This is a genomic window from Streptomyces sp. A0592, assembly GCF_004795115.1.
Classification (GTDB): Bacteria; Actinomycetota; Actinomycetes; order Streptomycetales; family Streptomycetaceae; genus Streptomyces; species Streptomyces erythrochromogenes.
Window position 1 is genome coordinate 60744 of sequence record NZ_SSBM01000026.1, and the last position, 25692, is coordinate 86435.

Annotated in this window: 22 protein-coding genes; 9 read left to right on the top strand and 13 right to left on the bottom strand. The window is 71.9% G+C overall.

Annotated elements, in window-relative coordinates:
* The gene (locus tag E6U81_RS28960) at positions 1-1917 is read left to right on the top strand and encodes a fumarate reductase/succinate dehydrogenase flavoprotein subunit (protein ID WP_136232997.1); all 1917 of its coding nucleotides are present in this window, start codon (positions 1-3) and stop codon (positions 1915-1917) included.
* Between the two features lie 13 nt (positions 1918-1930).
* Here E6U81_RS28960 and E6U81_RS28965 read toward each other — a convergent pair whose 3' ends face one another.
* Positions 1931-3076 carry a transposase gene (locus tag E6U81_RS28965; RefSeq protein WP_240804070.1) on the bottom strand — a complete coding sequence of 382 codons (1146 nt, stop codon included), beginning with the start codon at positions 3074-3076 and terminating at the stop codon, positions 1931-1933.
* 218 nt (positions 3077-3294) lie between these two features.
* On the opposite strand from E6U81_RS28965, the gene E6U81_RS28970 reads away from it, so the two are divergent.
* The gene (locus E6U81_RS28970) at positions 3295-4065 is read left to right on the top strand and encodes a succinate dehydrogenase/fumarate reductase iron-sulfur subunit (RefSeq protein ID WP_136232999.1); all 771 of its coding nucleotides are present in this window, start codon (positions 3295-3297) and stop codon (positions 4063-4065) included.
* A gap of 49 nt (positions 4066-4114) precedes the next feature.
* Here the strand turns inward: E6U81_RS28970 and E6U81_RS28975 are convergent, their stop codons facing one another.
* Positions 4115-4354, bottom strand: a complete 240-nt coding sequence (locus E6U81_RS28975; RefSeq protein ID WP_136233030.1) for a hypothetical protein — start codon at positions 4352-4354, stop codon at positions 4115-4117.
* A gap of 141 nt (positions 4355-4495) precedes the next feature.
* On the opposite strand from E6U81_RS28975, the gene E6U81_RS28980 reads away from it, so the two are divergent.
* Entirely contained in the window at positions 4496-6568 is a 2073-nt protein-coding gene (locus tag E6U81_RS28980; protein ID WP_240804071.1) for a TPM domain-containing protein, read from the top strand.
* Positions 6569-6627: 59 nt separating this feature from the next.
* Positions 6628-7344 carry a PspA/IM30 family protein gene (locus E6U81_RS28985; RefSeq protein WP_136233001.1) on the top strand — a complete coding sequence of 239 codons (717 nt, stop codon included), beginning with the start codon at positions 6628-6630 and terminating at the stop codon, positions 7342-7344.
* Between the two features lie 66 nt (positions 7345-7410).
* Here E6U81_RS28985 and E6U81_RS28990 read toward each other — a convergent pair whose 3' ends face one another.
* From E6U81_RS28990 to E6U81_RS29020, 7 genes are all read right to left on the bottom strand, one after another.
* On the bottom strand, positions 7411-10041 hold the full coding sequence (locus E6U81_RS28990) for a SpoIIE family protein phosphatase (RefSeq protein ID WP_168714763.1): 2631 nt from the start codon (positions 10039-10041) through the stop codon (positions 7411-7413).
* 197 nt (positions 10042-10238) lie between these two features.
* Positions 10239-10679: an ATP-binding protein gene (locus E6U81_RS28995; protein ID WP_136233002.1), complete on the bottom strand. Its 441-nt coding sequence runs from the start codon at positions 10677-10679 to the stop codon at positions 10239-10241.
* Between the two features lie 154 nt (positions 10680-10833).
* On the bottom strand, positions 10834-11283 hold the full coding sequence (locus E6U81_RS29000; RefSeq protein WP_136233003.1) for a (deoxy)nucleoside triphosphate pyrophosphohydrolase: 450 nt from the start codon (positions 11281-11283) through the stop codon (positions 10834-10836).
* 39 nt (positions 11284-11322) lie between these two features.
* Positions 11323-11508, bottom strand: coding sequence for an SPOR domain-containing protein (locus E6U81_RS29005; protein ID WP_030664389.1), 186 nt, complete (start codon positions 11506-11508; stop codon positions 11323-11325).
* A 469-nt stretch (positions 11509-11977) separates the two neighbouring features.
* Positions 11978-12730 (bottom strand): GntR family transcriptional regulator, encoded by a 753-nt coding sequence (locus E6U81_RS29010; protein ID WP_136233004.1) that lies wholly within the window; start codon positions 12728-12730, stop codon positions 11978-11980.
* 137 nt (positions 12731-12867) lie between these two features.
* Positions 12868-14043, bottom strand: a complete 1176-nt coding sequence (locus E6U81_RS29015; protein ID WP_168714764.1) for a DUF4190 domain-containing protein — start codon at positions 14041-14043, stop codon at positions 12868-12870.
* Between the two features lie 161 nt (positions 14044-14204).
* Complete coding sequence (locus E6U81_RS29020) at positions 14205-15782, bottom strand: S8 family peptidase (RefSeq protein WP_136233006.1); 1578 nt, start codon at positions 15780-15782, stop codon at positions 14205-14207.
* Between the two features lie 198 nt (positions 15783-15980).
* Between E6U81_RS29020 and E6U81_RS29025 the strand changes: the two genes are divergently transcribed.
* From E6U81_RS29025 to E6U81_RS29035, 3 genes are all read left to right on the top strand, one after another.
* Positions 15981-17093: a threonine synthase gene (locus E6U81_RS29025; RefSeq protein ID WP_136233007.1), complete on the top strand. Its 1113-nt coding sequence runs from the start codon at positions 15981-15983 to the stop codon at positions 17091-17093.
* A 233-nt stretch (positions 17094-17326) separates the two neighbouring features.
* Positions 17327-18145 carry an isocitrate lyase/phosphoenolpyruvate mutase family protein gene (locus E6U81_RS29030; RefSeq protein ID WP_136233008.1) on the top strand — a complete coding sequence of 273 codons (819 nt, stop codon included), beginning with the start codon at positions 17327-17329 and terminating at the stop codon, positions 18143-18145.
* 44 nt (positions 18146-18189) lie between these two features.
* Entirely contained in the window at positions 18190-19128 is a 939-nt protein-coding gene (locus tag E6U81_RS29035) for an EamA family transporter (protein WP_136233009.1), read from the top strand.
* Positions 19129-19186: 58 nt separating this feature from the next.
* On the opposite strand, the gene E6U81_RS29040 is transcribed toward E6U81_RS29035, so the two are convergent.
* From E6U81_RS29040 to E6U81_RS29050, 3 genes are all read right to left on the bottom strand, one after another.
* Positions 19187-19978 (bottom strand): trypsin-like peptidase domain-containing protein, encoded by a 792-nt coding sequence (locus tag E6U81_RS29040; protein WP_136233010.1) that lies wholly within the window; start codon positions 19976-19978, stop codon positions 19187-19189.
* On the bottom strand, positions 19975-21054 hold the full coding sequence (locus E6U81_RS29045; RefSeq protein WP_136233011.1) for an alpha/beta hydrolase-fold protein: 1080 nt from the start codon (positions 21052-21054) through the stop codon (positions 19975-19977). Before E6U81_RS29045 ends, E6U81_RS29040 begins: the two co-directional genes overlap by 4 nt.
* 1626 nt (positions 21055-22680) lie before the next feature.
* The gene (locus E6U81_RS29050; protein ID WP_240804072.1) at positions 22681-23715 is read right to left on the bottom strand and encodes an alpha/beta hydrolase-fold protein; all 1035 of its coding nucleotides are present in this window, start codon (positions 23713-23715) and stop codon (positions 22681-22683) included.
* A 45-nt stretch (positions 23716-23760) separates the two neighbouring features.
* Between E6U81_RS29050 and E6U81_RS40065 the strand changes: the two genes are divergently transcribed.
* On the top strand, positions 23761-23964 hold the full coding sequence (locus E6U81_RS40065) for a hypothetical protein (protein ID WP_168714762.1): 204 nt from the start codon (positions 23761-23763) through the stop codon (positions 23962-23964).
* Positions 23965-24071: 107 nt separating this feature from the next.
* On the opposite strand, the gene E6U81_RS29055 is transcribed toward E6U81_RS40065, so the two are convergent.
* Positions 24072-24509: a MarR family transcriptional regulator gene (locus E6U81_RS29055; protein ID WP_206310038.1), complete on the bottom strand. Its 438-nt coding sequence runs from the start codon at positions 24507-24509 to the stop codon at positions 24072-24074.
* Between the two features lie 125 nt (positions 24510-24634).
* Between E6U81_RS29055 and E6U81_RS29060 the strand changes: the two genes are divergently transcribed.
* Positions 24635-25690, top strand: a complete 1056-nt coding sequence (locus tag E6U81_RS29060; RefSeq protein WP_136233012.1) for an SMP-30/gluconolactonase/LRE family protein — start codon at positions 24635-24637, stop codon at positions 25688-25690.
* The last annotated feature ends 2 nt before the right edge of the window (positions 25691-25692 follow it).

The following is a 25692-nucleotide window of genomic DNA, read 5'->3' on the forward strand; positions in this document are numbered from 1 at the left end:
ATGGCTCAAGTGGAACGGCAGCAGTGGGACGTGGTCGTCGTCGGCGCGGGCGGCGCGGGGCTGCGGGCCGCGATCGAGGCCCGCGAGCGGGGCGCGCGTACCGCCGTGATCTGCAAATCCCTGTTCGGCAAGGCCCATACGGTGATGGCGGAGGGCGGGATCGCCGCCTCCATGGGCAACGTCAACGAGGGCGACAACTGGCAGGTGCACTTCCGCGACACCATGCGCGGAGGGAAGTTCCTCAATCAGTGGCGGATGGCGGAGCTCCACGCCAGGGAGGCCCCGGACCGGGTCTGGGAGCTGGAGACCTGGGGCGCGCTCTTCGACCGCACCCCCGACGGCAGGATCTCCCAGCGCAATTTCGGCGGGCACGAGTACCCCCGCCTCGCGCACGTCGGCGACCGCACCGGCCTGGAGCTGATCCGCACCCTCCAGCAGAAGATCGTCGCCCTGCAGCAGGAGGACTTCAAGGAGTACGGGGACTACGAGGCCCGGCTCAAGGTCTTCCAGGAGTGCACGGTCACCAGGGTTCTGAAGGACCACAGCCTGAAGGACGGGGAGAGGGTCTCGGGGGCCTTCTGCTACGAACGCGAGTCCGGCCGCTTCTTCGTGCTGGAGGCCCCGGCCGTGGTCCTGGCCACGGGCGGCATCGGCAAGTCCTTCAAGACCACCTCCAACTCCTGGGAGTACACCGGCGACGGCCACGCACTGGCCCTCCTCGCGGGTGCTCCCCTGCTCAACATGGAGTTCGTGCAGTTCCACCCGACCGGCATGGTCTGGCCGCCGTCGGTGAAGGGGATCCTCGTCACCGAGTCCGTGCGCGGCGACGGCGGGGTGCTGCGCAACTCCGAGGGCAAGCGGTTCATGTTCGACTACGTCCCCGACGTCTTCAAGGAGAAGTACGCCGAGTCGGAGGAGGAGGGCGACCGCTGGTACGAGGACCCGGACCACAACCGGCGTCCGCCCGAGCTGCTGCCCCGCGACGAGGTGGCGCGGGCGATCAACTCGGAGGTGAAGGCCGGCCGCGGCTCCCCGCACGGCGGGGTCTTCCTCGACGTGTCCACGCGGATGCCGGCCGAGCGGATCAGGCGGCGGCTGCCGTCCATGTACCACCAGTTCAAGGAGCTGGCGGACGTGGACATCACGGCGGAGCCGATGGAGGTCGGGCCCACCTGCCACTACGTGATGGGCGGCATCGCCGTCGACTCCGAGACCGCGGCCACCGTCGGGGTCCCGGGGCTCTTCGCGGCCGGTGAGGTCGCGGGCGGGATGCACGGCTCGAACCGGCTCGGCGGGAACTCCCTGTCCGATCTGCTGGTCTTCGGACGGCGGGCCGGGCTGCACGCCGCCGCGTACGCGGCCTCCCCCTCCGTGCGCCCGGCCGTCTCCCAGGCCGAGATCGACGCGGCCGCCACGGAGGCGCTGGCCCCGTTCCATGCCGCCGAGGGCGCGGAGAACCCGTACACCCTCCACCAGGAACTCCAGACGACCATGAACGACCTCGTCGGCATCATCCGCCGGGAGGGCGAAATGGCCGAGGCCCTGGAGCGGCTCGCGACCCTGCGCGTACGGGCCGCCCGGGCCGGCGTCGAGGGCCACCGGCAGTTCAACCCCGGCTGGCACCTCGCCCTGGACCTGCGGAACATGCTGCTGGTCAGCGAGTGCGTGGCCCGCGCGGCCCTGGAGCGCACCGAGAGCCGGGGCGGGCACACCCGCGAGGACTGCCCGGCGATGGAGCGGACCTGGCGCCCGGTGAACCTGCTGTGCCGGCCGGTGGCCCCCGTACCGGCGGACCCGGCGGCCGACCGGATCGAGCTGGTCCGGACCCGCACCGACCCCATCCGCCCCGACCTGCTCGCACTGTTCGACAAGGAAGAGCTGGTCAAGTACCTCGCCGAAGAGGAGCTGTACGATTGACGTTTCCCACTCCTCATATGGAGGGGATTCCCACCCTCACGGGTGGGGTTTCCTGCTTCGACACGGACCGCCCCGACCGAGAGAAGGACTCTCGTTGAGGTCTTGCATCCGTTCCACAGGCAGTGACCGCCAGCCCGGCGGCCAGAAGATTGACAGCTGCGTTCTCGTCCCTGTCGTGACCCGTTCCGCAGCTCTGACACGTCCACTCACGGACAGCCAGGGAAATGGCCTCGGCGAGTACCCCGCAGGCGGAGCACAGGCGCGTGCTGGGAAACCAGCGGTCAACGGTGATCAGCTCACGTCCGTACCAGGCTGCCTTGTACTCCAGCATGGTCCGCAGTTCGCGCCATGCGGCATCGTTGATGGCGCGGGCGAGCTTGTGGTTCTTGAGCAGGTTGTCGATGGCCAGCTCCTCGATCACGAGCGTTTGGTTTTCGCGCACGAGTCGAGTCGACAATTTGTGCAGGTGATCTCTGCGCCGGTCCGCGATCCGTGCGTGAACCCTTGCCACACGAACGCGGGCTTTGGCCCGGTTCTTGCTTCCCTTCTCCTTCCGCGCCAGCACCCGCTGTGCGCGCGTCAGTCGCTTCCGGTCCCGTCCTTCATGCTTCGGGTTGATCACTTTCTCCCCGGTGGAGAGCGTGATCAGGGACGTCAGCCCGACATCGATACCGACCGCTGTCGTGGAGGCGGGCATCGGGGCGGGCGTGTCCTCGCACAGCAGCGACACGAACCAGCGCCCGGCGCTGTCCCGAGACGCTGTGACCGTCGTCGGCACGGCGCCTGCGGGAAGCGGCCGGGACCACACGATGTCGAGCGGCTCGGCCATTTTCGCCAGCACCAGCCGACCGTCGGCATACCGGAACGCGCTGCGCGTGTACTCCGCGGCGGCACGCGACTTCCGTTTCGACTTGAACCTCGGAAACCGCGACCGCTTGCACCAGAATCCAACGAATGCGTTCTGCAGGTGCCGAAGGGCCTGCTGGAGCGGAACCGAGGACACCTCGGACAAGTAGGCAAGCTCCTCGGTCTTCTTCCACGCGGTGAGCATGGCCGACGTCTGCCCGTAGCCGACCCGCTCTGCTGCCACCGACCACGCCTCGCTGCGGACTGCCAGAGCAAGGTTGTAGACCTTCCGCACGCAGCCGAACGTCCGCATCAGCTCCGCGGCCTGTGCGTTCGTCGGATAGAAGCGGTACTTGAACGCCCGCTTCACAGAGGAAGTCCCCACGTCCCGAACGCTAGAACCGGCCGATATTCGGACACAAGCCCAGGCCGCAGCATCACGCAGCGCTCATTTCCGCCCATTCGCCGTACCGAGCCGCGTATGCGTTCCTCCCCGGCTGAAGCCTGCCGCTGCCCACTCAAGGAGAACGAATGAGCACGTACGACGCGAGCTTCCGGATCTGGCGGGGCGACGCGGAGGGCGGATCGCTTGCGGACTTCACGGTCGAGGTGCACGACGGTGAGGTGGTCCTCGACATCGTCCACCGCCTCCAGGCCACCCAGGCGGCCGACCTGGCGGTGCGCTGGAACTGCAAGGCGGGCAAGTGCGGCTCGTGCAGCGCCGAGGTGAACGGCCGGCCGCGGCTGATGTGCATGACGCGCATGTCCACCTTCGAGCGGACCGAGACGATCACGATCACACCGCTGCGCGCCTTCCCCGTGGTCCGGGACCTGGTCACGGACGTGTCCTTCAACTATCAGAAGGCGCGGGAGGTCCCGGCCTTCGTGCCGCCGGAGGGGGTGGCCCCGGGCGCTTACCGGATGCAGCAGATCGACGTGGAGCGCTCACAGGAGTTCCGCAAGTGCATCGAGTGCTTCCTGTGCCAGGACACCTGCCACGTGGTGCGTGACCACGAGGAGAACAAGCCCGCCTTCGCGGGTCCGCGCTTCCTGATGCGGGTGGCGGAGCTCGACATGCACCCCCTGGACGCGGCCTCGGACGCGGGCCTCGACCGCAAGCGGGCCGCGCAGGAGGAGCACGGGCTCGGCTACTGCAACATCACCAAGTGCTGTACGGAGGTCTGCCCCGAGGGCATCAAGATCACCGACAATGCGCTGATCCCGCTGAAGGAGCGGGCGGTGGACCGCAAGTACGACCCGCTGGTCTGGCTCGGCAGCAAGATCGGGCGCCGGAGGCCCTGAGGGCGGGCCGGGCCCGCCCCCGCGGCAGGGGAAGCGGGCCCGGTGCCGGTCAGCGGCCGGAGTGGTCGATGACGTTTCCGTTGGAGCAGTTGTTGACGTGGTCCGACACGTAGTCTCCGAGCACGGGGACGACGGCGACCTCCTGGAGGCAGACGGCGGCCGCGGTGAAGTTCCAGTTGTTGGCCGCGTTCACCCCTCCCCCGAAGTTCGAGTCGTTGTCGGCGTGTGCGGGGGCGGTGAGGGCGAGGGCGGCCACGGTGAGCACGGCCGCAGTCATGATCTTCTTCATGGCCTGCCAACGACCGCCCCCTGGCCGGGTCACTGGCCTGTCCTCCGGATGCGGGCGCAGAAAAGCACTCATACCCTCCCAAATGTGATCCCGCCGAGAACCGAGCCGCGCAGCAGAGCACTCGCACGGGCCGGGCTCGCCCTGGCCGCCGGACTGCTGGCGGTCGGCGGCTGGGGCGCCGCGCAGGCTCCGCCCGCGCGGGCCGAGGACCCCGTCGCCTTGGAGCGCCAGGGGCAGATCACCGACCTCGTCGGCGCGCTCGGCGAGCGGAAGTCCGCCGTCACCGCCGCCCTCGACAAGTTGTACGCCGACCGGAAGATCCAGCTCTTCGTGGCGTACGTGCAGGACTTCTCCGGGCGCTCCGCGCAGAGCTGGGCGGACGCCACCGCACAGCGCAACGGCCTCGGCCGGGACGACGTCCTGCTGGCGGTGGCCACCGGGGACCGCCAGTACGCCTATTCGGCCGATGTCGACTCCGGTTTCACCGAGCGGCAGCTGGCGGAGGTGGCGCGTACCGCGATCGAGCCCGCCCTGCGGCAGAACGACTGGGCGGGCGCGGCGATCGGCGCGGCGAACGGCTACAACGCGGTCCTCGGCGGTCAGCCCGTACCGGCTCCGACCATCACCCCCGGCCCGGCCGACCCCGGCGGCGGCAGCGGCGGGAGCGGCGCCGGGGACTACGTGCTCCCGGTGGTCGCGGTCGGCGCGGCCGGGGCGCTCGGCGTGTACGCCTACACCCGCCGCAGGCGCAAGGACGCTGCGACCGGCGGCCGCGGTACGACGACCGGGCCGGGCTGGCCCGAGGGCGCGCCGGACCGCCTCCCGCTGCCGGAGCTGGACGGCCGGGCGAAGTCCCTGCTGGTGGAGACGGACGACGCGGTCCGCACCAGCGCCGAGGAACTCGGTTTCGCCACCGCGCAGTTCGGCGAGGAGGCGGCCGCCCCGTTCACCGCGGCCGTGGAGTACGCCAAGGGTGAGCTGACGCACGCCTTCCGGCTGCGCCAGCAGCTCGACGATGCCTATCCGGAGGACGACGCGACCCGGCGCCGGATGCTGGACGAGATCGTCGCCCGCTGCACCGAGGCGAACCGGCGGCTCGACGCCCAGGCGGCGGACTTCGACCGCCTGCGGGACCTGGAGAAGAACGCCCCGCAGGCCCTGGCGGCCGTGGAGGAGCGCTATCTGGAGCTGACCGGGCGCACCACCACCGCCGAGGCGACCCTGACCGCGCTGGCCCGGCGGTACGCCGACTCCGCTTCCGCGCCGGTCTCCTCCAACCCCGGGCAGGCCAAGGACCGGCTGCTGTTCGCGGCGACCAACCTGGGCCTGGCCCACGCTGCCGTCGACGCGGGCGGGAACGGCGCGGCGGCCGTACACGTGCGGTCCGCCGAGGGCGCGGTGGACCAGGCGGCGACCTTGATGGACGCCGTGGAGCGGCGGGCGCAGGAGCTGGCCGAGGCGGCCGGGAAGCTGCCGGGCGCGCTGACCGAGACGGAGACCGACCTCGCGGACGCCCGCGGGCTGCTCACCGGCACAGCGGAGGGCACCTCGACGGCGGACCTGCGCGGGCGCATCGGCCGGGCCGAGGCCGTACTGGCCGACGTACGGCAGGAGCAGGCGGCCGGCCGCTACGACCCGATCGACGCCCTGCGCCGCGTGGAGGAGGCCGACGCGGCCCTGGACGAGGCCCTGGCCGGGGCCCGGCAGCGGGAGTCGGGCCGGCAGCGGGCGGCGGCCCTGCTGGACCAGGCGATGCTCGCGGCGCGCAGTGCGATCGGCGCGGCGACGGACTACATCACCACGAGCAGGGGCGCGGTGGGCAGCCAGGCCCGCACGCGGCTGGCGGAGGCGGGCCGGCATCTGGAGCGGGCCGGGGCGCTGGCGGCGGGCGACCCGTCGGAGGCGCTGGCGGAGGCCCAGCAGGCGGATGCGCTCGCGCGGCAGGCGCAGCAGTTGGCGGAGCAGGACGTGGGGGCGTACCAGGACCCGTACGCGGGCCGGCGCGGCGGCGGGCAGGGCGGCGCCGTACTGGGCGGGATCATCCTCGGCGAGATCCTGCGGGGCGGCCGGGGCGGTGGGGGATTCGGCGGCGGCTTCGGCGGGGGCGGTGGGGGCTTCGGCGGATTCGGCGGCAGCGGCGGCGGTGGCAGCGGCCCGGGCTCCTTCGGAGGCGGTGGCACCCGGGGCCGCATGGGCGGCGGCGGCCGCTTCTGAACCTCCCGCGGCGCGGGTCCCGTACCGGACAGACCATCCCTCACCAGGAGAGACCCATCATGAGCAAGCAGACCATCCTCGGCCGGGTCACCCAGCTCGCCAAGGCCAACATCAACGCGCTGCTGGACCAGGCGGAGGACCCGCAGAAGATGCTGGATCAGCTGATCCGGGACTACAGCAACAACATCTCGGAGGCGGACCAGGCGGTCGCGACGACGATCGGCAACCTGCGGATGCTGGAGGCGGACCACAAGGAGGACGTGGACGCGGCGGCCGAGTGGGGTTCCAAGGCCCTGGCCGCGAGCCGGAAGGCGGACGAGCTGAGGGCGTCGGGGGCCACTGCGGAGGCCGACCGGTTCGACAACCTGGCGAAGGTGGCGCTGGGGCGGCAGTTGCAGTCGGAGAAGGAGGCCAGGACGGCGGAGCCGACGATCGCCGCGCAGACGGAGGTCGTCGACAAGCTCAAGTCGGGCCTGGAGTCGATGAAGAACAAGCTGGCGGAGCTCCAGGCGAAGCGGGACGAGCTGGTGGCCCGGGCGCGGACCGCGCAGGCGCAGAACACGATGCTGGACGCGGTGAAGAGCATCGACGTCATGGACCCGACGAGCGACCTGAGCCGCTTCGAGGAGAAGGTGCGGCGGGAGGAGGCGATGGCCCTGGGCAAGCAGGAGCTGGCCGCGTCCTCCCTGGACGCGCAGTTCGAGTCCTTGGACGACCTGGACCGCCGCAGTGAGATCGAGGCCCGCCTGGCCGCCCTGAAGCAGGGCGCTGCCTGAACGGCCGGGCACCGGGCGGGGCCGGGCTGCCGCGGTGCGGCGGCAACCCGGCTCCCCGCGGGCCCGTCAGCCGTACATGTTGAGGAGCTGCTCCGCCGAGAGTTCCGTGACGCCCTCCTCCGCCGCGCCCGGCAGCGGCAGCTCGAACCACACGGTCTTGCCCCGGTGGGTGCGCCGGGTGCCCCACCCGGCGGACAGCAGGCCCACCAGCTGCAGGCCCCGGCCGCCCTCGTCGGTGTCGCGGGCGCGCCGGCGCCGCGGCTGGACCAGGTTCGCGTCCCACACCTCGCACACCAGCGTCCGGTCCAGCAGCAGCCGGAGCCGGATCTCGCCCTCTCCGTAGCGCAGGGCGTTGGTGACGAGTTCGCTGACCAGCAGCTCGGTGGTGTCCAGCAGGCCCTCCAGGCCCCACGCCGGCAGCTTGGCCCGGGCCAGTTCCCGCGCCCGGCCCACCGAGCGGGCCTCCCGCGGCAGCTGCCAGTCCCCGACCGCGTCCACGGGCAGCCCCTGCACCCGGGCCATCAGCAGGGCGATGTCGTCCTCGCCGTGCCGGGTGTCCAGGGTGTTCAGCACGTGGTCGCAGACATCCTCCAGGGGGCGGACCGGATCCGCCAGCGCGGCGCGCAGGCCGCGCAGGCCCTCCTCCAGGGGGTGGTCCCGGGACTCCACGAGCCCGTCGGTGTACAGGGCGAGCAGGGCGCCTTCGGGGAGTTCGACCTCGACCTCCTCGAACGGCTCCCCGCCCACCCCGAGCGGCAGCCCGGGCGGCACCTCCAGCAGCAGGGCGGGCATGGGCTCCCGGTCCTCGCCCGGTCCGGCCTGGTTCGGCGACACCAGCACCGGCGGCATGTGGCCGGCGTTGGCGATGGTGCAGCGCCGCGTCACCGGGTCGTAGACCGCGTACACGCAGGTGGCGAGGTACACCTCCGAGCGGTCCGAGTCCCGGGAGTGCAGGGCGGCGCGGGAGGCCTGCTGGGAGCCGCCGGGTGCGCCGAGCCCGCGCGCGATCTCGTCGAGCGCGGTCAGCACCTCCGCCGGTTCGAGGTCCAGCAGGGCCAGGGTCCGTACGGCGGTGCGCAGTTCGCCCATGGCGACGGCGGCCCGCAGGCCCCGGCCCATGACGTCGCCGACGACCAGCGCCGTGCGGTGGCCGGGCAGTTCGATGACGTCGAACCAGTCGCCGCCGACCTCGGTGGCCGCGTTGCCCGGCAGGTAGCGGCAGGCGATGTCCAGGCCCGCCGCCTCCGGGTCGCCGGGGGGCAGCAGGCTGCGCTGCAGGATCAGCGCCCGCTCGTGCTCGCGCCGGTACAGGCGTGCGTTGTCGATGCACACCGCGGCGCGTGCGGCCAGTTCCACGGCCACCGCCCGGTCCCGTTCGCCGAAGGGCTCGCTGCCCTTCGTACGGGAGAACTGCGCGAGTCCGACCACCGTGTCGTGGGCGACCATCGGCACCACCAGGGTGGACTGCACGAGGTCTTCCGGCCCGCCGCCCTCGATCAGCCGCGGCCGTGCCGTACGCAGGGCCAGCGCGCCCGGCGAGGCCGCCGGATAGCGGTGGATGTCACCGACGGCGACCAGCGCGCCCGGCCCGGACAGCGGGGCGTCGGAGACGGCGGAGGCGAAGGCCACCCGGCGCAGGGCGGCGGAGGGCGTGCGGGCCGGGCCCTGGCCGGGCAGGCTGGGCACGCCGGGCCCCTGGGGCCGTGCGGGCCGGTCGTCGTCGCCGAGCAGCAGCCCCTGGTAGAGGTCGACTGCGGCCAGGTCGCAGAAGCCCGGGACGGTGACGTCGAGGAGTTCCCGGGCGGTGGTCTCCAGGTCGAGGGAGTTGCCGATGCGGTGCCCGGCCTCGTTGAGGAGGGCGAGATTGCGCCGGACCCCGGCGGCCTCGCGGGCGGCGAGGTGGCGGCGGGTGACGTCCGTGCCGATGCCGGCGACACCGATCGGGCGACCGCTGCCGCCGTGCACGCGGTAGAGGTTGATGGACCAGTGGCGGTTCTCCCGGCTGCGCGGGGTGGATCCGGTGATCCGGAGGTCGGTGACCGCGTCGCCGGTGTCCAGCACCCGGCGCAGGGCATCGGCCATCCGGTCCGCCTCGTGCGCGGGCAGGTAGTCGTGCACGGTGCGGCCGCGGTGCGTCTCGGCGGTGCCGCCGAAGACGGTGGCGAAGCGGCGGTTGGCCCGTTGCACGGTGAGGTCCGTGCCGAAGAGCAGGAAGCCGAAGGGGGATTGGCCGAATATGGCTTGTGAAGCGGCAAGGTCGGATTCGATGCGGCGCAGCGCCCGTACGTCGACGACGACGCAGAGGGCGGCCCGTTCCGCGGTTTCGGTCTGGGTGGGCATCACATAGATCTCGGCCACGCCGTGCGCGCCGTTCCCGCCCGGGATCCGGAAGGGGATCAGGCCCGTCCACTCCTTGCCGTCGAGGATCTCGGCGACCTTGCGGTGGGCGTCCGGGCGCAACTCGGGGGGCATGAAGGCGTCGACCGGGTCGCGCCCGACGGTCTGGGCGGCCGTCAGTCCGAAGAGCTCCTCGGCACGCAGGCTCCATTGGTCGATGAACCCGTCGGGCCCGATCGAGAAGGATGCGACCTTTATGTAGTCATATATCGAGCCAGGCGGACTGCTGTGCCACAGGGCGTCGTGCCATGTCTCCCGAGGCACGTCGGCCTGATGTGCCTGCGCAGGTATTTCGCTCACGCGACCGTCCCCTCCAGCTCACCGCAACCGGACCGGCCATGACGGCAGTATTCAGCACCACGACCCCGGACGGCACGGCGTTCACGATCACAGCACGGTCTCGATGATTTCAAGCCATGTCGCGCGATCTCCCCCGGCCCCCCTCCCGGCGACCGCCGGGAGGCGCCGCGGGGGGTCCCCCGCCACCGCTCACCTTGTTACTCACCAGGAAGAGCCAACTCGAACCACACAGTCTTCCCTGTTTTCCCGTGACGTGTTCCCCATCGCTGCGAGGAGGCGGCCACGAGGTGCAGTCCGCGGCCCCCCTCGTCCTCCGAGTCGGCCACCCGCTCCCGGGGCGGATCCGGAAGCGGATCGGAGATCTCCACAAGCAGCGCGGGGCCCCCGACAGGGGTGTCCGCGGGGCCCTGGGCGGCCGGATTGCGCCGTATCAGGCGGACGCCGATGGGGCCGGAGGCGTAGCGCAGGGAATTGGTCACCAGCTCGCTGACCAGCAGGACGGTCACATCGCCGACGGCTTCGAGGCCCCACTCGTGCAGGGTTCCGCGGACGGCGTGGCGGGCGGTGCGGACGGCGCCGGGCTCGGCGGGGAAGGCCCACTCGGCGCACTCACCGTCTGTGTCGATCACGCCGATCACTTCCCGGGCCAGCAGCGACCCCAGTCCGGTTCGTCTGGGACGAAAGGGGGACGAGATAGGGATTAATAGCGACATACCCGATATTCAGGGCGTCGTACCACTCGATCCCGAACCCACCGGCGCACTGTGGCGCAGACGGCCTAGAACGCGAGCGTCACGCGCCCCCGCCGCCTTCGCCGCTCCCGTCGTTCCCGCTGCTCCCGTCGCCGTCCGCGTCGCGCAGTCGGCGGCCTGCCTCGGCGACGGCGGGGCGGTCCTGGTCGAGCCAGTCCACCGACTCCAGCTCCTCCGGCCCCAGCCAGCGCAGTTCGTCGTGGTCCTCCAGCGGCGCCGGCACCCCGGAGAGCAGCCGCGCCGTCCACACGTGCAGGACCAGCCCGGGTTTCAGCGGCCACTCCCCCGGGATCCGCTCCAGCGGCTCGGTCTCCACGCCGAGCTCCTCGCGCAGTTCGCGCACCAGCGCCTCGGGGACGGACTCACCCGGTTCGGCCTTTCCGCCCGGCAGCTCCCAGCGTCCGGCGAGCTCCGGCGGTGCGCTGCGGCGGGCGGCCAGCAGGCGCCCCTCATGACAAAGGGCTCCGCCCACGACCACTCGTACCGTCATGGGCGGAGCCTATGCCAGCGCCGTGAGGCGCCGCTCAGCTCAGTTCATCGTGGCGGTCTGACCGATCCGCTCGACCCAGTAGAGCTGCTTGTGTCCTCGGTCGTCGAGGCTGTCGGCGACCTTCTGGGCCTCGGCCCGGGTGGCGTACCGGCCCACCCGGTAGCGGTTGCCGTTGTCGTCCTGACGTATGACCAGCCACGGAAGCAGTGCACCGCTGTCGTTCATCGCGTTTCACCCTCCGCCGACGTATCTGCCCGGGAAACCGCATTGCGCATATGCCCGACCTTACGCCCGACCTTTACGGAGCGGATACGGTTTTTCACGAAGAGGTACCTGGCAGGCGTACGCATCCGGCCATGCGTACGAGTGCGCCGCGCGCGCCGGTCCGAACCGGGGCGCATACGGGCAGCCGGGAAGCGCGACCACGGCCCCCGGCCTTCCTACGGAGGGGTATACCCGCAGGTAGCTTCGGGGGGACCGGTCGCCCGGGCGGCCCGAGGGCCCGGGAAGAGGGGGGTTCCGGCCTTCGCTACGGCACACCCCGGGACGGCGCGGCCGCCCGGCCGGCCCGCGGAAGGCGCAGTTCGGGGCGGCCGGGGGCGATCACCATCGCGCCGAAACCCGCCGGGTCGCCGGATCCGGCGAAGCCCCGGCGGGTCGGGGGCCGACGGCCGTACGGACGGCCGTCGGCCTGTCAGCGCACCGGGAGGTGGTACGCCAGGCGGTAGCGGTCGGCCGGGACGACCACGTCGGCTGTCTCCACCGCGCGGCCGGAGGCGAAGTAGGTGCGGCCGATCACCAGCACCACGTGCCCCGGGACCCCGCCGAGCAGGAGGAGTTCCTCCGCCAGGCCGGGCCGTGCGCCGACCTCCTCCACCATGTTGTCGACGACGACGTCGATCGCGGCCATCCGGTCGACGACCCCGGAGCCGCCCAGCGGGCCCTCCTCGGGCAGCATCACCGGGGTCCGCCCGGTCACCGCCAGGGGCTCCCAGGAGGTCGAGAGCATCATCGTCTCGCCCGCGTCGCGGTAGACGTACCGCGTCCTCATCACCCGCTCGCCCGGCTCGATGCCGAGCCGCTTCGCGATCTCCGCGGGCGCGCCCGCCTGTTCGCTGCTCGACTCCCACGTCCCCCGCGCGCCGGAGTCGGCCTGCTCCTGGCGGAACGGCGTCGAGGAGCCGCCCGTGCGGTAGCCGGAACGGGCCACCCGCCGCGGCACCGGCTGCTCGCGCACGTACGTACCGGACCCGGACCTGCCCTCGACCAGTCCCTCCGCCATGAGGACCTTGCGCGCCTCCAGGGCCACGGTGTCGGAGACCCCGTACTCCTCGCGGATGCGTGCCTGGGAGGGGAGCCGGGCGTGCGGGGGCAGAGAACCGTCGACGATCTGGCGTCGAAGATCCCCGGCCACGCGCAGATAGGCCGGCTGCTCACCGAAAGTCACTGGCCACTCCCATCAGGTTGACAGACAGCTACACCCTGGCAACCGATGGTTAAAGACCGCAAGCAAGGGCCAGAGTTTCACCCGAAGTGATGAAGCCAGGTCACTCAAACCCGTTACCGCGCGTTACCCCGGAGACGTCACACCGACCGCGACGAGGGCATCCGGGCGGGCCCGGCCTCCGGGTCCTCCGTGCCCTCCGGGCTGTCCTGGAGCCACCGCGGAACCTCCGTCGAAAGCCCGTACGCGCCGCGCAGCGCCTTCTCCGTCTCCAGGGACATCGCGGCCAGCGCCCGGTCCCACAGCCGGTCGAACTCCGTCCCCGTCCTCGCCTGGGAGGCGCGCTGCCAGGCCGCGCGGGCCACCTCGATCTCCTTGAGCTGGGCCGGAACGGCTTTCTCCAGCCCCGGCCGGGCCGCGTCCTGCTGGAGGACCTTCGCCTCCTCGCCCAGCACCGCGTGCATCTCGCGCGCCCATGCCTGGTACTTCTGGAGCGCGTCGTCGACCTCCTCCACGGGCGGCCGACTCATGACGAACTCCACGCCGTTGGCCGCCCGCAGGAAGGCCGCCTGCTCCGGCTTCAGCATGCCCGCGTCCCGGCGCAGGCTGCCGCGCCACTCCTCCTCCGTCGTGCCGATCACGCAGAGCAGTTGCCGGTCCCCCTCCCGCCAGGACTCGGACGAGGGGGCGTAGTAGAACATCTCCGCGAAGTCGGGCAGAGCCCAGGTGTCCATCGCGTACTCGTCCTGGGCCTTCCAGCAGGCGTCCTCCGACGCCCGGTCGCCCTCGCTCGAATCGGGGGCGTCCGCGGCTCCCACCGCCGTCGACGCCGTGACCTCGCCATGGTGCACGCGGGAGCAGTCGACCGCGTACATGAGCGGCCGCTCGTCGAACAGGTCCCCGCCGGGGACGTTGAAGCAGTCGCCCGCCTTGAGGTCGCCGATGTCCCGCAGCTCGCCGTCGACTTCGGTGTATTCGGTCAGGCCGTCGAACCGGGCGGGAGCCGCCTGCACCAGCCGGCCGAGGGCGAGGGCCATCACACCGGTCATCACGACGGAGACCACCAGCCCCGTGATCGCCAGGACCCTGCCCCGGTCGCCCTTCTTCGCGATCTGCACGAGCGCCGCGATGCCGAAGGCGATGCCGAGCGGCGGGAAACAGAGCAGTCCGGCGAGGAGCGAGGCGAGGGCGAAGCCGTTGAGCGCCGGCGGCTGCGACCCCTGGCCGAGCGGCGGTCCCCATCCCCACCCCGGCTGCGGCGACGGCGGGGGCCAGGAGTGGCCCGGTCCGGGAGGAGGACTCGGCGGGATGCTCAAGGGGTCGGACTCCATCGCAGGTGGCAGAGGGCATCGCGGGGTGCCAGGAGGCACCACGGCGGGCGCGGACGGATGCGCGAATAGTACGCAGCGGGGGCGACCGTCAATCGGTCGCCCCCGCTGTTTCCTCACGGCTCAGTCACGGCCGCCGGCTTCGCCCCTCAGAACTGCAGGGCCCAGGAATCGATCTTCCCGGTGTCGCCGGTGGAGTTGTCGTTCACCCGGAGCTTCCACGTGCCGTTCGGCGCCGTCTCGGAGGAGGCGTTCACGGTGAAGGTCCGGATGATGTTGCCGGCGCCCTCGCCGGAACGGTTGTGCATCGTGTAGACGGTGCCGTCGGGCGCGACCAGGTCGACCTTCAGGTCACCGATGTACGTGTGCTTGATGTCGACCGGGACCTTCAGCGTCGTCGGGGCGCTGCCCACCACGCCGCTGACGGCGATCGAGGACTCGACGGTCGCCTGGTCGTTGATCGCGTAATCGGTGGTGTTCTCGAAGCGCTTGCCCGGCGGGACGGGGCCCAGGGCGGTGACGTGGAGCAGGCGGTTCGGCGAACCGGTGCCGGGGCCGCCCACCACGTTCGGGGTCGAGGAGCCGATCAGTGCCGTGGCCACCTGGGCCGGGGTGCTGGCCGGGTTCTGCGACAGGTAGACGGCGGCCGCGCCCGCGACGTGCGGCGTGGCCATCGAGGTGCCGTTGATGGTGTTGGTCGCGTAGTCGCCCGTACCCCATGCGGAGGTGATGGCGGAGCCGGGCGCGAAGAGGTCCAGGGCCGGGCCGTAGTTGGAGTAGCTCGCCTTGGCGTCGGTGTTCGTGGTGGCGCCGACGGTGATGGCCTCGGCGACACGCGCCGGGGACTTGGTGGAGGCGTTGGCCGACTCGTTGCCCGCGGCCACGGCGTAGGTGATGCCGGAGGCTATGGAGTTGCGGACGGCCGTGTCGAGCGCGGTGTCGGCGCCGCCGCCGAGCGACATGTTGGCGACGGCCGGCTTGACGGCGTTGCGCGTCACCCAGTCGATGCCCGCGACGACCTGGGCGGTCGTGCCGAAGCCCTCGTTGTCGAGGACGCGGACGCCGACGATCTTGGCCTTCTTCGCCACGCCGTACGACCCGCCCGCGACGGTGCCGGCGACGTGCGTGCCGTGGCCGTGGCCGTCCTGGGCGGTGTTGTCGTTGTCGATGGCGTCGTAGCCGTAGGAGGCGCGTCCGCCGAAGTCCTGGTGCGTGATGCGGACACCGGTGTCGAGGACGTACGCGGTGACGCCCTCGCCCGCCTTGTCCGGGTAGGTGTAGCTCTGGTTCAGCGGCAGCGCGCGCTGATCGACGCGGTCCAGGCCCCAGGACGGCGGGCCCGGCTGCGTGGCGTTGACGGTGAAGGTGCGGTTGGCCACGACCGACTGGACCGCCGGGTCCCCGGCGATCTTCTCGGCCTGCGCCTGGGAGACCTCGACGGAGTAGCCGTTGAGGGCCGCGCTGTAGGTCCGGTCGATCTTCGCGCCGTACTTCTTGGCGACGAGCTTGCCGCTCGCCGTGGTCGAGCGGGGCGCGGTGTCCTTCAGCGTCACGATGTAGCTGTTGGGCACGGTCCCGGGGGCCCCGGCGTTCTGGACCACACCCCGCGCGCCGCCGTCGGCGGCCGAGGCGGGCAGCGCGGCGGCGGCCGAACCCAGGGCGATGGCCACGACCGCGGCCGCGCTGATACCGGCGATCTTCCGGCGTCTGTGACGCATCACTGGCATGTGACGGGTCCTCCTCTTAGGTGGTGCATTGCGGGGGGGCGGCGAAGCCTCGCAAGCGTGGCCATGACAACGCAGATGGCCCAACGGGCGGTCGCCTCCGAAAGGTTGACCCACCCTCGGCGCGACCCGACAAGAGGACAACGAACGCGTAACATCCGTGCCATACCCCGGCCATGACCGACCAAAGGCGCTCCGCACATGACGCACGCACCCCCCGGTTACGTCTGCTCCGAGGACGGTACACGCGCCGACGTCCGGACCGCGCCTTGGGGGTGCCCTCTGTGCGGCGGACCCTGGGACCTCGATTTCACGCCGGACCCGGACGCGGCGCTCGAACCGTCGGCCGGACCGAACTCGCTGTGGCGGTACGGGCCGGTGCTGCCGCTGCCGGGGGCGTTCTCCCTCTCCCTGGCGGAGGGGCACACTCCGCTGATCCCGCTGGGGGAACGGGTTCACGCCAAGCTCGACTTCCTGATGCCGACCCTGTCCTTCAAGGACCGGGGCGCCGTGATGCTCGTGGAGCTCGCCCGCCGGCTCGCGCCGCAGCGCGTCGTGGCGGACAGCAGCGGCAACGCGGGGACGTCGGTGGCGGCGTACTGCGCACGGGCCGGACTCGACTGCGAGATCTTCGTGCCCGAGGGGACATCGGAGAAGAAGACCGAGCAGATGCGGGCACACGGGGCGGCCGTCCGCGTGGTCCCCGGCGGCCGCGAGGCCGCGGCCCTGGCCGCCCGCAAGGAGGCCGACGCCCCCGGCGTCTTCTACGCGAGCCACGTGTTCAACCCGTACTTCCTGCACGGGACCAAGACCTACGTGTACGAGGTGTGGGAGGAGATGGGCCGACGGCTGCCCGAGGCGCTGGTGGTCCCGGTGGGCAACGGCACGCTGCTGCTCGGGGCCGCGCTGGCGACGCAGGAGCTGGCCCGACGGGGCGTCAGGCCGCCGGCCCTGATCGCGGTCCAGTCGGAGGCGGTGGCCCCGCTCGCGGAGGCGTTCGCGGCGGGCGCCGAGGATGCCGCTCCGGTGGAACAGCGGCCGACCCTGGCCGAGGGGATCGCGATCCCGGCACCGCCGCGCGCCCGCCAGATCCTGGCCGCGGTCCGCGCCTCCGGCGGCACCTTCGTGACGGTCCCGGACGACCGGCTGCGTGAGGCCCAGCGGGACCTGGCCCGGCGCGGCCTCTTCGTGGAACCGACGGCGGCGGCCTGCTGGGCGGCGGTGGGCCCCACGTCCCCGACCGACCCCTTGCAGGGCCGCACGGCCGTCATCCCCCTCTGCGGCGCGGGCGCCAAAACGGGCCTGGCCCCGTAACCACCCCGAATCGCAGCCCCGCCGACGTTTGAGGCGCGGGGTCCGAGCGGAGCCCCGATCTTTCAGCCCCGCCGGCGTTTGAGGCGCGGGGGTCCGGGGGCAGAGCCCCCCGCAACGGGGGCCGCACCCGGCAACGCACCGGCAGGCCCCGAATCCGCCGAGCCCGCGCAGCGCAAAGGCAGAGGTCGGAAATCCGCGAGCCCCCGCCCCACCCCATCTGGTCAACTGACGGCATGAGCACCCACATCGGCCTCGCCGCCAAAGCCACCGCCTTCGCCGCGCTGCACACCCCCGCCGCCCCGCTCGCCCTGGCGAACGCCTGGGACGTCGCGAGCGCCCGCATCGTGGAGGCCACCGGCGCCCCCGCCGTCGCCACCACCAGCGCGGGCGTCGCGTGGTCCCTCGGCTCCCCGGACGGCGACGCGCTCGCCCGCGACCGCGCCCTCGACCTGATCGCCCGCGTGACCGCCGCCGTGTCCGTGCCGGTCACCGCCGACATCGAGGGCGGCTTCGGCGCCGACCCGGCCGCCGTCGGCGAGACCGTCGCGGGGGTCGTCGCCGCAGGCGCGGTCGGGATCAACATCGAGGACGGCACCCGCGCCCCCGCCGAGCAGGCCGAGCGCCTGGCGGCCGCCCGCGCCGCGGCCGACGCCGCCGGGGTCCCGCTCTACATCAACGCCCGGATCGACACCTTCCTCAAGGGCCTGGGCGAGCCCGCCGACCGCCTCGACGAGACCCTCGCCCGCGCCACCGCCTACCTCCGGGCGGGAGCCACCGGCGTCTTCGTGCCCGGCGTCCTCGACCCGGCCGTCGTGGCCGAGCTGGCCAAGGGCATCGACGCCCCCCTCAACATCCTCCTCGGCCCCGACGCCCCGACCGTCGCCGCCCTCGGCGCCCTCGGCGTCTCCCGCGTCAGCCTCGACTCGTGGGTGGCCGAAGCCGCGTACGCGCTCGTCCGCCGCGCCGCCGAGGAGCTGGTCACCGACGGGACCTACGGATCGCTCGCGCGCTCGCTCCCGTACGGCGAGCTGAACAACCTGCTCAAGGGCTGAGACACCCAGATGCCTGCATGGGCCAACGACCATAGGATCCGGGCATGAGCACCTCAACCCCGGTGGACGGCAGAGCCGCAGCCACCTCGCACGGCAGGATCACCGGAGCGGTCTGGACCGCGCTGGCCCTCGTCTACGTCGTGTGGGGCTCGACCTACCTCGGCATCCGGATCGTCGTCGAGACGATGCCGCCCTTCCTCTCCGCCGGGGCCCGTTTCATCACCGCAGGCCTGCTGCTGGCCGCCATCGTCGCCTGGCGCCACGGGCCGGCCGCGCTCCGGGCCACCCGTGCGCAGCTCGGCTCGGCGATCCTGGTCGGCCTGCTGCTGATCCTCGGCGGCAACGGCTTGGTCGTGCTCGCCGAGACCTCCGTGCCGTCCGGCCTGGCCGCACTGCTGGTGGCCGCGGTGCCCATGTGGGTGGTGGTGCTGCGAACGGCCACCGGCGACCGGCCCCCGGCCCGCACCCTGGCCGGGGTGCTCGTCGGCCTCGCCGGGCTCGCGGTGCTGACCAGCCCCGGACTGAGCGGCACCGTGCGGTTGTCGGGCGTGCTGCTGGTGGTGGTGGCGTCGGTGCTGTGGTCGCTGGGTTCCTTCTCCGCCTCGAAGCTGTCGCTGCCCGGCAATCCCTTCACGGGCAGCGCCTACCAGATGCTCGCCGGCGGGATCGCGGGCGTGGTCGTCGGCCTACTGCGCGGCGAGCACCGCGGCCTGGACCCGGCCGCCTTCTCCACCGCCTCCTGGCTGGCCCTGGGCTACCTGGTCGTCTTCGGCTCACTCGTCGGTTTCACCGCGTACGTGTGGCTGCTGCAGGCCGCGCCGCTGTCCCTGGTGGCCACGTACGCGTACGTCAACCCGGTCGTCGCCGTAGCCCTCGGCGCGCTGATCCTCGACGAGGCCCTGACCTGGCCGATCCTGGTCGGCGGCGCGATCGTCGTGGCGGCGGTGGTCGTGATCGTCAGCACGGAGCGCAGGAAGCGGTAGCGGGGCGGGGGCGGTGGCGGGGGCGGGGGGCTGCGGAGAAGGAGGCGGGACGGGACGCTCAGTCCCGGGCGGCCCGCTCGTACAGCGCCTTCGCACGCTCGTCGAACAGCGCGGCCGTTGAGTCCACGTCGGTGTCGCCGCCGCTCAGCACCCCGATCAGGTGCCCGGCGGGATCCGCCCCGCCCCGGTCGGCGATCCAGGGACTGCCGCTCGTACCCGTCCAGAAACCCGCACAGCTCATGTAGAGCATGTCCGGGTCGTCATCGTCGTGACGGGTCTGCGTCGTGCACGAGACGGGCCTGTTCTCCGGGTTGTGCTCGGACTCCGGGTAGCCGACGACGGTGACGTCCCGCTCGTAGCCGGAGGTCCATTCGGGCCTGGGCGCCTCGGTGCGACCGCCGACGGCCTCCTGGACGCTGCGCCCGTCCTCGTCCGGCTCGATGGTGAGGAAGGCGAAGTCGGCGGTGTCCTCGCCCCACTTGCTCCAGCGGTCGTCCACGTGGATCGCCTTGACCTTCCACACGCCCAGCGGCTGGGTGCCGTCGCCCTCGCCGGAGAAGGCCGGGGCGAAGGAGAGCTCGCCGATGGCCAGGCCGTCGTGTGCCACCTCACCCGGCTGTCCGTCCTCGCCGGCGGGGGCGACGCAGTGCGCGGCGGTGGCGACGACATTGCCCTTCGGGCTGTCGACGACGCTCGCGGTGCACCAGTGCTCGCCGCCCGCCATGAGCACTCCGACGGTGGGGAAGGGGAGCACCGGCCGCTCGCCGGGCGCCTTCATGAAGGCCATGGCGCACACCGCCGCGATGCCCGCGGCGGCGGCCGCCGATGCCCCCTTCACCACCGTGCTCATCGCACGCCGGGATCGGGTGTCGGTCCCTTCATCACCTTGCTGATCCACTCCAGGGAGCCCTCCCTCATGCCGCGCACGTACGACTTTCCGTTGTGCTCACCATCCTGGATCACTTGGAGCGAGGTGTGCACGGGGCCCTTGCCGTACTCCTTCATGAACTTCTCGGCCTGCTCGCGACCGGTCTCCTTGGTGCCGATCTGGAAGTTGATGTAGACCTCGGGGCCGCCCGTGTCGATCAGCTTCGCGGCGAGCTTCTCCGGGTTGTTCTGGTCCATGGCCTGCGTGTTCCCGTTCCAGAGCGGGGAGTCGGGGACGATGTCGGTCCCGCTCGCGATGGCCGCCTTGAACCGGTCGGGGTACTTCAGGAGCTGCTTGAACCCGTTGAATCCGCCGGCCGAGGAGCCCATGAAGGCCCACCCGTCGCGGGAGGTGAAGGTGCGGAAATTGGCCTTCGCGAAATCGGGGACGTCATCGGCCATCCAGGTGCCCATCTTGGGCTGGCCGGGGATGTCCGATCCGTCGAAGTGGTGCTTGGTGTCCGCGTTGGTCACCGGCATGATCAGGATGAAGGGCAGGCTCTTGCCCGACGCGGCCCCGTCGCTGACCGCCTGCTGGAGGCCGAGGCCCGGGCCGGTCCCCCAGTAGTTCGTGGGGTAGCCGCGGCCGCCGGGCAGGGAGATCAGGACCGGGAAGCCGCTCTTGGCGTACTTCGGGTCGTCGTACTCCTTCGGCACCCACACCCACACGTCACCCGTGAAGCCGGACTTCTTGCCCGTGAGGGTGGCCTTGCCGATCTGGGTGCCGTCGGGCAGCCGGCTGGTGCGGACGAACGAGGCCGCCGGGCCGGTGGGCATGAGCACCTCCGGCAGGGCCTCGGAGGCGGTGGCCGTCTTCTCCTGGACCTTGCCGAAGGAGACCGGATCCCCTATGTCCGAGAAGAGGCCGAACTTGTACGCTGCCGCGCCCCCGGCGAGGGTGAGCGCGAGACCGCCGCTGATCAGAAGCAGGCGCAGGCGGTGGGGGCGGCGGCGGCCCGTGGTCATGGGGCTGCCGTCGCCTTGCTGGTCATGCTGCACGGTTGTTGTCCCGTTCCTTCTCCGGCGCTCACCTCGGAGCGCGGGCCGGACCGATCGGTCCCCCTTACACCCTTTACAGAGGTATGAACGACGGTACGGGTTGCCTGGGACGGCAGTGACGTGTCGAGCACCACGCGGGGCGCGGGGGCGCGGGGGCGGGGGGGTGAGGCGGGTCGAGGTTCGAGCGGCGGGCGGGCGCGAGGCAGACGGCGGAGCGGGGTGCGGGCGGGCGCGGGCAAACGGCGGAGCGGGGTGCGGGCGGGCGCGGGGCAGACGGCGGAGCGGGGTGCGGGCGGGCGCGGGGCAGACGGCGGAGCGGGGCGAGGTTCCGGCCGACGGCGGGGCAAGGCGGCCGAGGCGGCCGTCCCGGGGCGACCGAGCCGGGGCGAAGTGGACAGCGGCGCGGGGGCTTCGGGTGGGCGGTGTCTGAGCGGGGCGGCATCACAGTTGTGCTGGGGGTTTCCCGTCCGTCCTATCGTCTTCCGTGTCGGGCCGGTCCCTCAAGGGCGCTCGTTCCTCGCGTCGCTTCGCGATGTCGCTGCGCTCCACCCTTGACCGCCCGTCCCGCCCCGGAAAATCGAGGACAGCCGGGAAGCCCCCAGAAGAACGGGCCGGGGGAGAGACAGAGGGACGGGCACATCAGCGAGGCGCGGGGTGGTCGGGGGGACGCCTCAGATCGCTACGCGGTCCTGCCGGACGGCGTCTGCGGGCCTCTGTGGCTGGGCATAGGCCGCCTCAGATCGGTACGTGCTTCTGGATCACGCGACTGCAGACCGTCTGGGGCTGGTCATAAGCCGCAGACGCTCTGATGCGCCCGCCTTGGACGGCGTCTGCGGGCAGTTTTTTTGGGGGGGGAGGAAAGGCGTCAGATGACGGCTGAGGCGATGCCCATCCAGGTCTGGGCGGGCAGGGACCCCAAAGGGGCTTCCATTTGCACCAATTGCCCTTGTTTGGGCGTGTGGTTGTGACCTTGCCTTGGTCTTGATGGGGGTTGGCATCGGCTGGGCCGATGGACGGGCCCTCCCGTCCCTCGAATCCGCCCTTCCCCGCCCCGAACAAGGGGCGGACGCCGTCTCGGAGAAGCACGTGACGATCGATGGCAGCTTATGTCCAGCCCAAGAGGCCTGCGGACGCCGTCGGGCAGGACCGTGTAGCGATCTGAGGCGCGCGGGCTCTGCCCGGGCCTCTCCGACGCCCCGATGGTGTCTTCTCCCCCGGCCCGTTCTTCTGGGGGCTTCCCGGCTGTCCTCGATTTTCCGGGGCGGGACGGGCGGTCAAGGGTGGAGCGCAGCGACATCGCGAAGCGACGCGACGAAGGAGCGCCCTTGAGGGACCGGCCCGACACGGAAGACGATAGGACGGACGGGAAACCCCCAGCACGTCACTGATGCCGCCCCACCGAAACACCGCCCCACACCACCACCCCGCGCGCCGCCGACCCCGGCCCGCCGAGGCACCGCTCCCCCACGCCTCCCCGCGTGCTGCCGGCCCCGGCCCGCCGAGGGCTCCGCGCTTTGTCGTGCCCGCCGCCTCGCGCTTCCGGCCGGGCCGGTCACGGCCGTCGAGGCGGGTGGGCAACCACCGGTCCGGTGTGGGGGGCCGAGGGGGCTGGAACCCCGCCCCCGATCACCCCGCCTCGGGCTTCGGCGCCTTCAGGACCTTGCTGATCCACTCCAGGGAGCCTTCCTTCATGCCCCGGACGTAGTGCCAGCCGTTGTGCTCGCCGTTCTGGATGTCGCGGATGGTCATCTTGATCGGCCCCTTGCCGTACTGCTGCTGGAACTTCGTCATCCGCTCCTTCCCGGACTCCTTGGTGCCGATCTGGAAGTTGATGTAGACCTCGGGGCCCTTGGTGTCGATCAGCTTCTGGGCGAGCTTCTCCGGGTTGTTCGCGTCCATCTCCGCCTGGTGCCCCTTCCACAGCGGGGAGTCGGGGACGATCTCGCCGCCGCTGGCGATGACGGCCTTGAACTTGTCCGGGTGCTGGAGGACCGTCTTCATACCGACGAACGCACCCGAGGACGAGCCCATGAAGGCCCAGCCGTCACGGGACTTGTAGGTGCGGAAGTTGGCCTTGGCGAAGTCCGGGACGTCCTCGGCCATCCACGTCCCCATCTTGGCCTGGCCGGGAATGTCGGAGCCGTCGTAGTAGTACTTCGCGTCCGGGTTGAGCACCGGCATGATCACGATGAACGGCAGGCTGGTGCCGGCCTGGGCGCCCTCGCTGATGGCCTTCTGCAGGCCCAGGCTGCGGTCGGACCAGTAGTTGTTCGGGAAGCCGTTGCCGCCGGGCAGCGCGATGAGCACCGGGAAGCCGCTCTTCGCGTACTTCGGGTCGTCGTACTGCTTGGGCGCCCACACCCACACATCGCCCTCGAAGCCGGACTTCGCACCCGTGAGGCGGGTCTTCGCGATGATCGTGCCGTCGTCGAGCTTGGTGGTCTGCTTGAAGTCCGACTTCGGTCCGGTCGGCATCAGCACGTCGGGGTCGCCTGAGGGCTTGGCCTCGGCGGCCGGTGTGCCCGCCTCCGACGTGCCTGCGGCCGGGGGCGGGTTCTTGCCGAAGGTCACGGCCTCGCCGTTGCCCGAGAACCAGTCGAGCTTCCAGGCGGCGAACCCGCCGCCGCCGAGGAGCAGCGCGACGGCAACCACGGCGCTGATCCATATTCGGCGCCGGGACCGCCCGGGCCGCGGGGGCTCGGTGTCGTGCGGGTACCCGGCGGGGGCGGGCGGCTCGCCGTACGGGGGCCGGCCGTACCCCCCCTGGTACGGCTGCTCCTGCCGGTACTGCGGGTACTGCTGGTCGTGACCGCCATGCCCCTGGGGCGGGTGGTCCTGGTACGACGGCTGGTCGTCAGGCCGCGGGCGCTGCGGGTACTGGTGCACGAACTTCGCTCCGAACGGTCTTGACTGCCCCCGAGGGCAGAACGGCTGGTCTCCCCTAAGTCCTGATGAGCAAACCACCCGCACAGTTCCAAATTCGAGCAAAAACATGGGGGAGGCGTGCGGGCGGGGACTCACCGCTGGGCGTCGAGCACCTCCGCGCACCGCCCGAGCAGCTCGATGAGCTGTGCCCGCTCCTCCCCGGTGAAGGCGGCGGCGAGCGCCCGCTCCACCCGGACCGCGCCCGCGTCCGCGAGTTCCATGACCGCGCGCCCTTCGACGGTGAGCCGGGTCTCCAGCACGTTGCGGTGCCACTCGTGCGGGGTCCGCTCGATGAGCCCGCGCTCCTGGAGGTTCTTCAGCACGGTGTTCATGGTCGGCGGGGTCACCCCGCACAGGCGCGCGAGCGCGGCGGCCGAGATGCCGGGCTTCTCGGCGAGCCAGAGCAGCGCGGCGTACTGCGGAACCGTTACTGCGGCCGGCTTGCAGGCCGCGTTCTTCGCCGCGAGGAGTGCCTGCTCGGCGCGCTTGACGTGAGAGCCGATGCGCTCCTCGGGGGCCATGGAGGTCATGACGGCATCCTACGACCCTTGCATGCATTAGAGCTCTAACATACATTCGCTTTCACTTGATCAGTAGAGGACATCCGGTGAGCCATGCGGTGTCGCGGAGGACGGTGGAGACGGTGGAGACGGCCATGAAGACGACGAAGACGAAGACGGCGACGAAGACGGCGACGAAGACGGCCAACAAGGCGGCTGCGAAGAAGTCGTTCCTGGTGGCGGCCCTGGCCGGGGCGCTCGCCCTCGGTGCGGCGGCTCCGGCCCCGGCCCTGGCCGGGACGGGGGGCGCGTCGGGCGACGCCCGGATATCCACCGCCTTCTCCCTGCCCGGGGCGAAGGTCTACCCGGAGGGCATAGCCGCGGACCCCCGCACGCGCACGGTCTACGTCGGCTCGTACGCGGACGGCACGGTCTACCGGGCCCGGCCGGGCCGGGCCGAGGCCGAGGTGTTCCTGCCCTCCGGTACCGACGGCCGCCGCACGGCCAACGGCCTGCGGGTCGACGCGCTCGGCCGGCTGTGGGTCACGGACTCCACCGCGGGCGTGGCCGTGTACGACACCGCGACCGGGACCCGGCTGGCCCACTTCGAGGTGGCCGCGGGGGCCTCCGCCCGCTTCGTGAACGACCTGACCATCACGCCGGACGGCACCGCGTACCTGACGGACAGCATCCGGGGCGTGATCTACCGCGTGACCCCGCGGCAACTGGCCGCCGGCAGCGGCGTCCTGACCGAGGCCTACGACCTCGCCCCGGCCCTGCGCCCCCGTCCGGCCGGCACCTTCAGCCTCAACGGCATCACCTCCGACCGGGCGGGCCGCTACCTCCTCACCGTCGACATGACGGCGGGCGACCTCTACCGCGTCGACCTGCGGACCGGCGCCGTCCGCCGCGTCGCCCTCACCGGCGGGGACCTGAAGGACGCCGACGGCCTCGACCTCGCCCCGGACGGCACCCTGCGCGTGGCGCACAACGTCACCAACACGCTGACCCGGTGGCAGCTCTGCGCGGACGGCACCCGGGCCGGGCTGACCCGTACGATCACGGACCCGTCCCTGCAGATCCCCACGACGCTGGCGCACGTACCGGGACGCACCCTGGTGGTCCGCTCACAGTTCGACAAGGGCGGCCCCATGAACCCCGGTACGGGCACCCCGACCACCTTCACGGTGGCCTCGGTGCGCGGCCTCTGACC

Bases quoted from the DNA above. Each gene is read 5' to 3' on its own strand.
- E6U81_RS28960 (WP_136232997.1), top strand. From the start codon at position 1: ATGGCTCAAGTGGAACGGCAGCAGTGGGACGTGGTCGTCGTCGGCGCG.
- E6U81_RS29000 (WP_136233003.1), bottom strand. From the start codon at position 11,283: ATGACGGTACGAGTGGTCGTGGGCGGAGCCCTTTGTCATGAGGGGCGC.
- E6U81_RS29060 (WP_136233012.1), top strand. From the start codon at position 24,635: ATGAAGACGACGAAGACGAAGACGGCGACGAAGACGGCGACGAAGACG.
- E6U81_RS28985 (WP_136233001.1), top strand. From the start codon at position 6,628: ATGAGCAAGCAGACCATCCTCGGCCGGGTCACCCAGCTCGCCAAGGCC.
- E6U81_RS29025 (WP_136233007.1), top strand. From the start codon at position 15,981: ATGACGCACGCACCCCCCGGTTACGTCTGCTCCGAGGACGGTACACGC.
- E6U81_RS28965 (WP_240804070.1), bottom strand. From the start codon at position 3,076: ATGCGGACGTTCGGCTGCGTGCGGAAGGTCTACAACCTTGCTCTGGCA.
- E6U81_RS28975 (WP_136233030.1), bottom strand. From the start codon at position 4,354: ATGAAGAAGATCATGACTGCGGCCGTGCTCACCGTGGCCGCCCTCGCC.
- E6U81_RS29020 (WP_136233006.1), bottom strand. From the start codon at position 15,782: ATGCCAGTGATGCGTCACAGACGCCGGAAGATCGCCGGTATCAGCGCG.
- E6U81_RS29030 (WP_136233008.1), top strand. From the start codon at position 17,327: ATGAGCACCCACATCGGCCTCGCCGCCAAAGCCACCGCCTTCGCCGCG.
- E6U81_RS29040 (WP_136233010.1), bottom strand. From the start codon at position 19,978: ATGAGCACGGTGGTGAAGGGGGCATCGGCGGCCGCCGCCGCGGGCATC.
- E6U81_RS28970 (WP_136232999.1), top strand. From the start codon at position 3,295: ATGAGCACGTACGACGCGAGCTTCCGGATCTGGCGGGGCGACGCGGAG.
- E6U81_RS29005 (WP_030664389.1), bottom strand. From the start codon at position 11,508: ATGAACGACAGCGGTGCACTGCTTCCGTGGCTGGTCATACGTCAGGAC.
- E6U81_RS29035 (WP_136233009.1), top strand. From the start codon at position 18,190: ATGAGCACCTCAACCCCGGTGGACGGCAGAGCCGCAGCCACCTCGCAC.
- E6U81_RS29055 (WP_206310038.1), bottom strand. From the start codon at position 24,509: ATGACCTCCATGGCCCCCGAGGAGCGCATCGGCTCTCACGTCAAGCGC.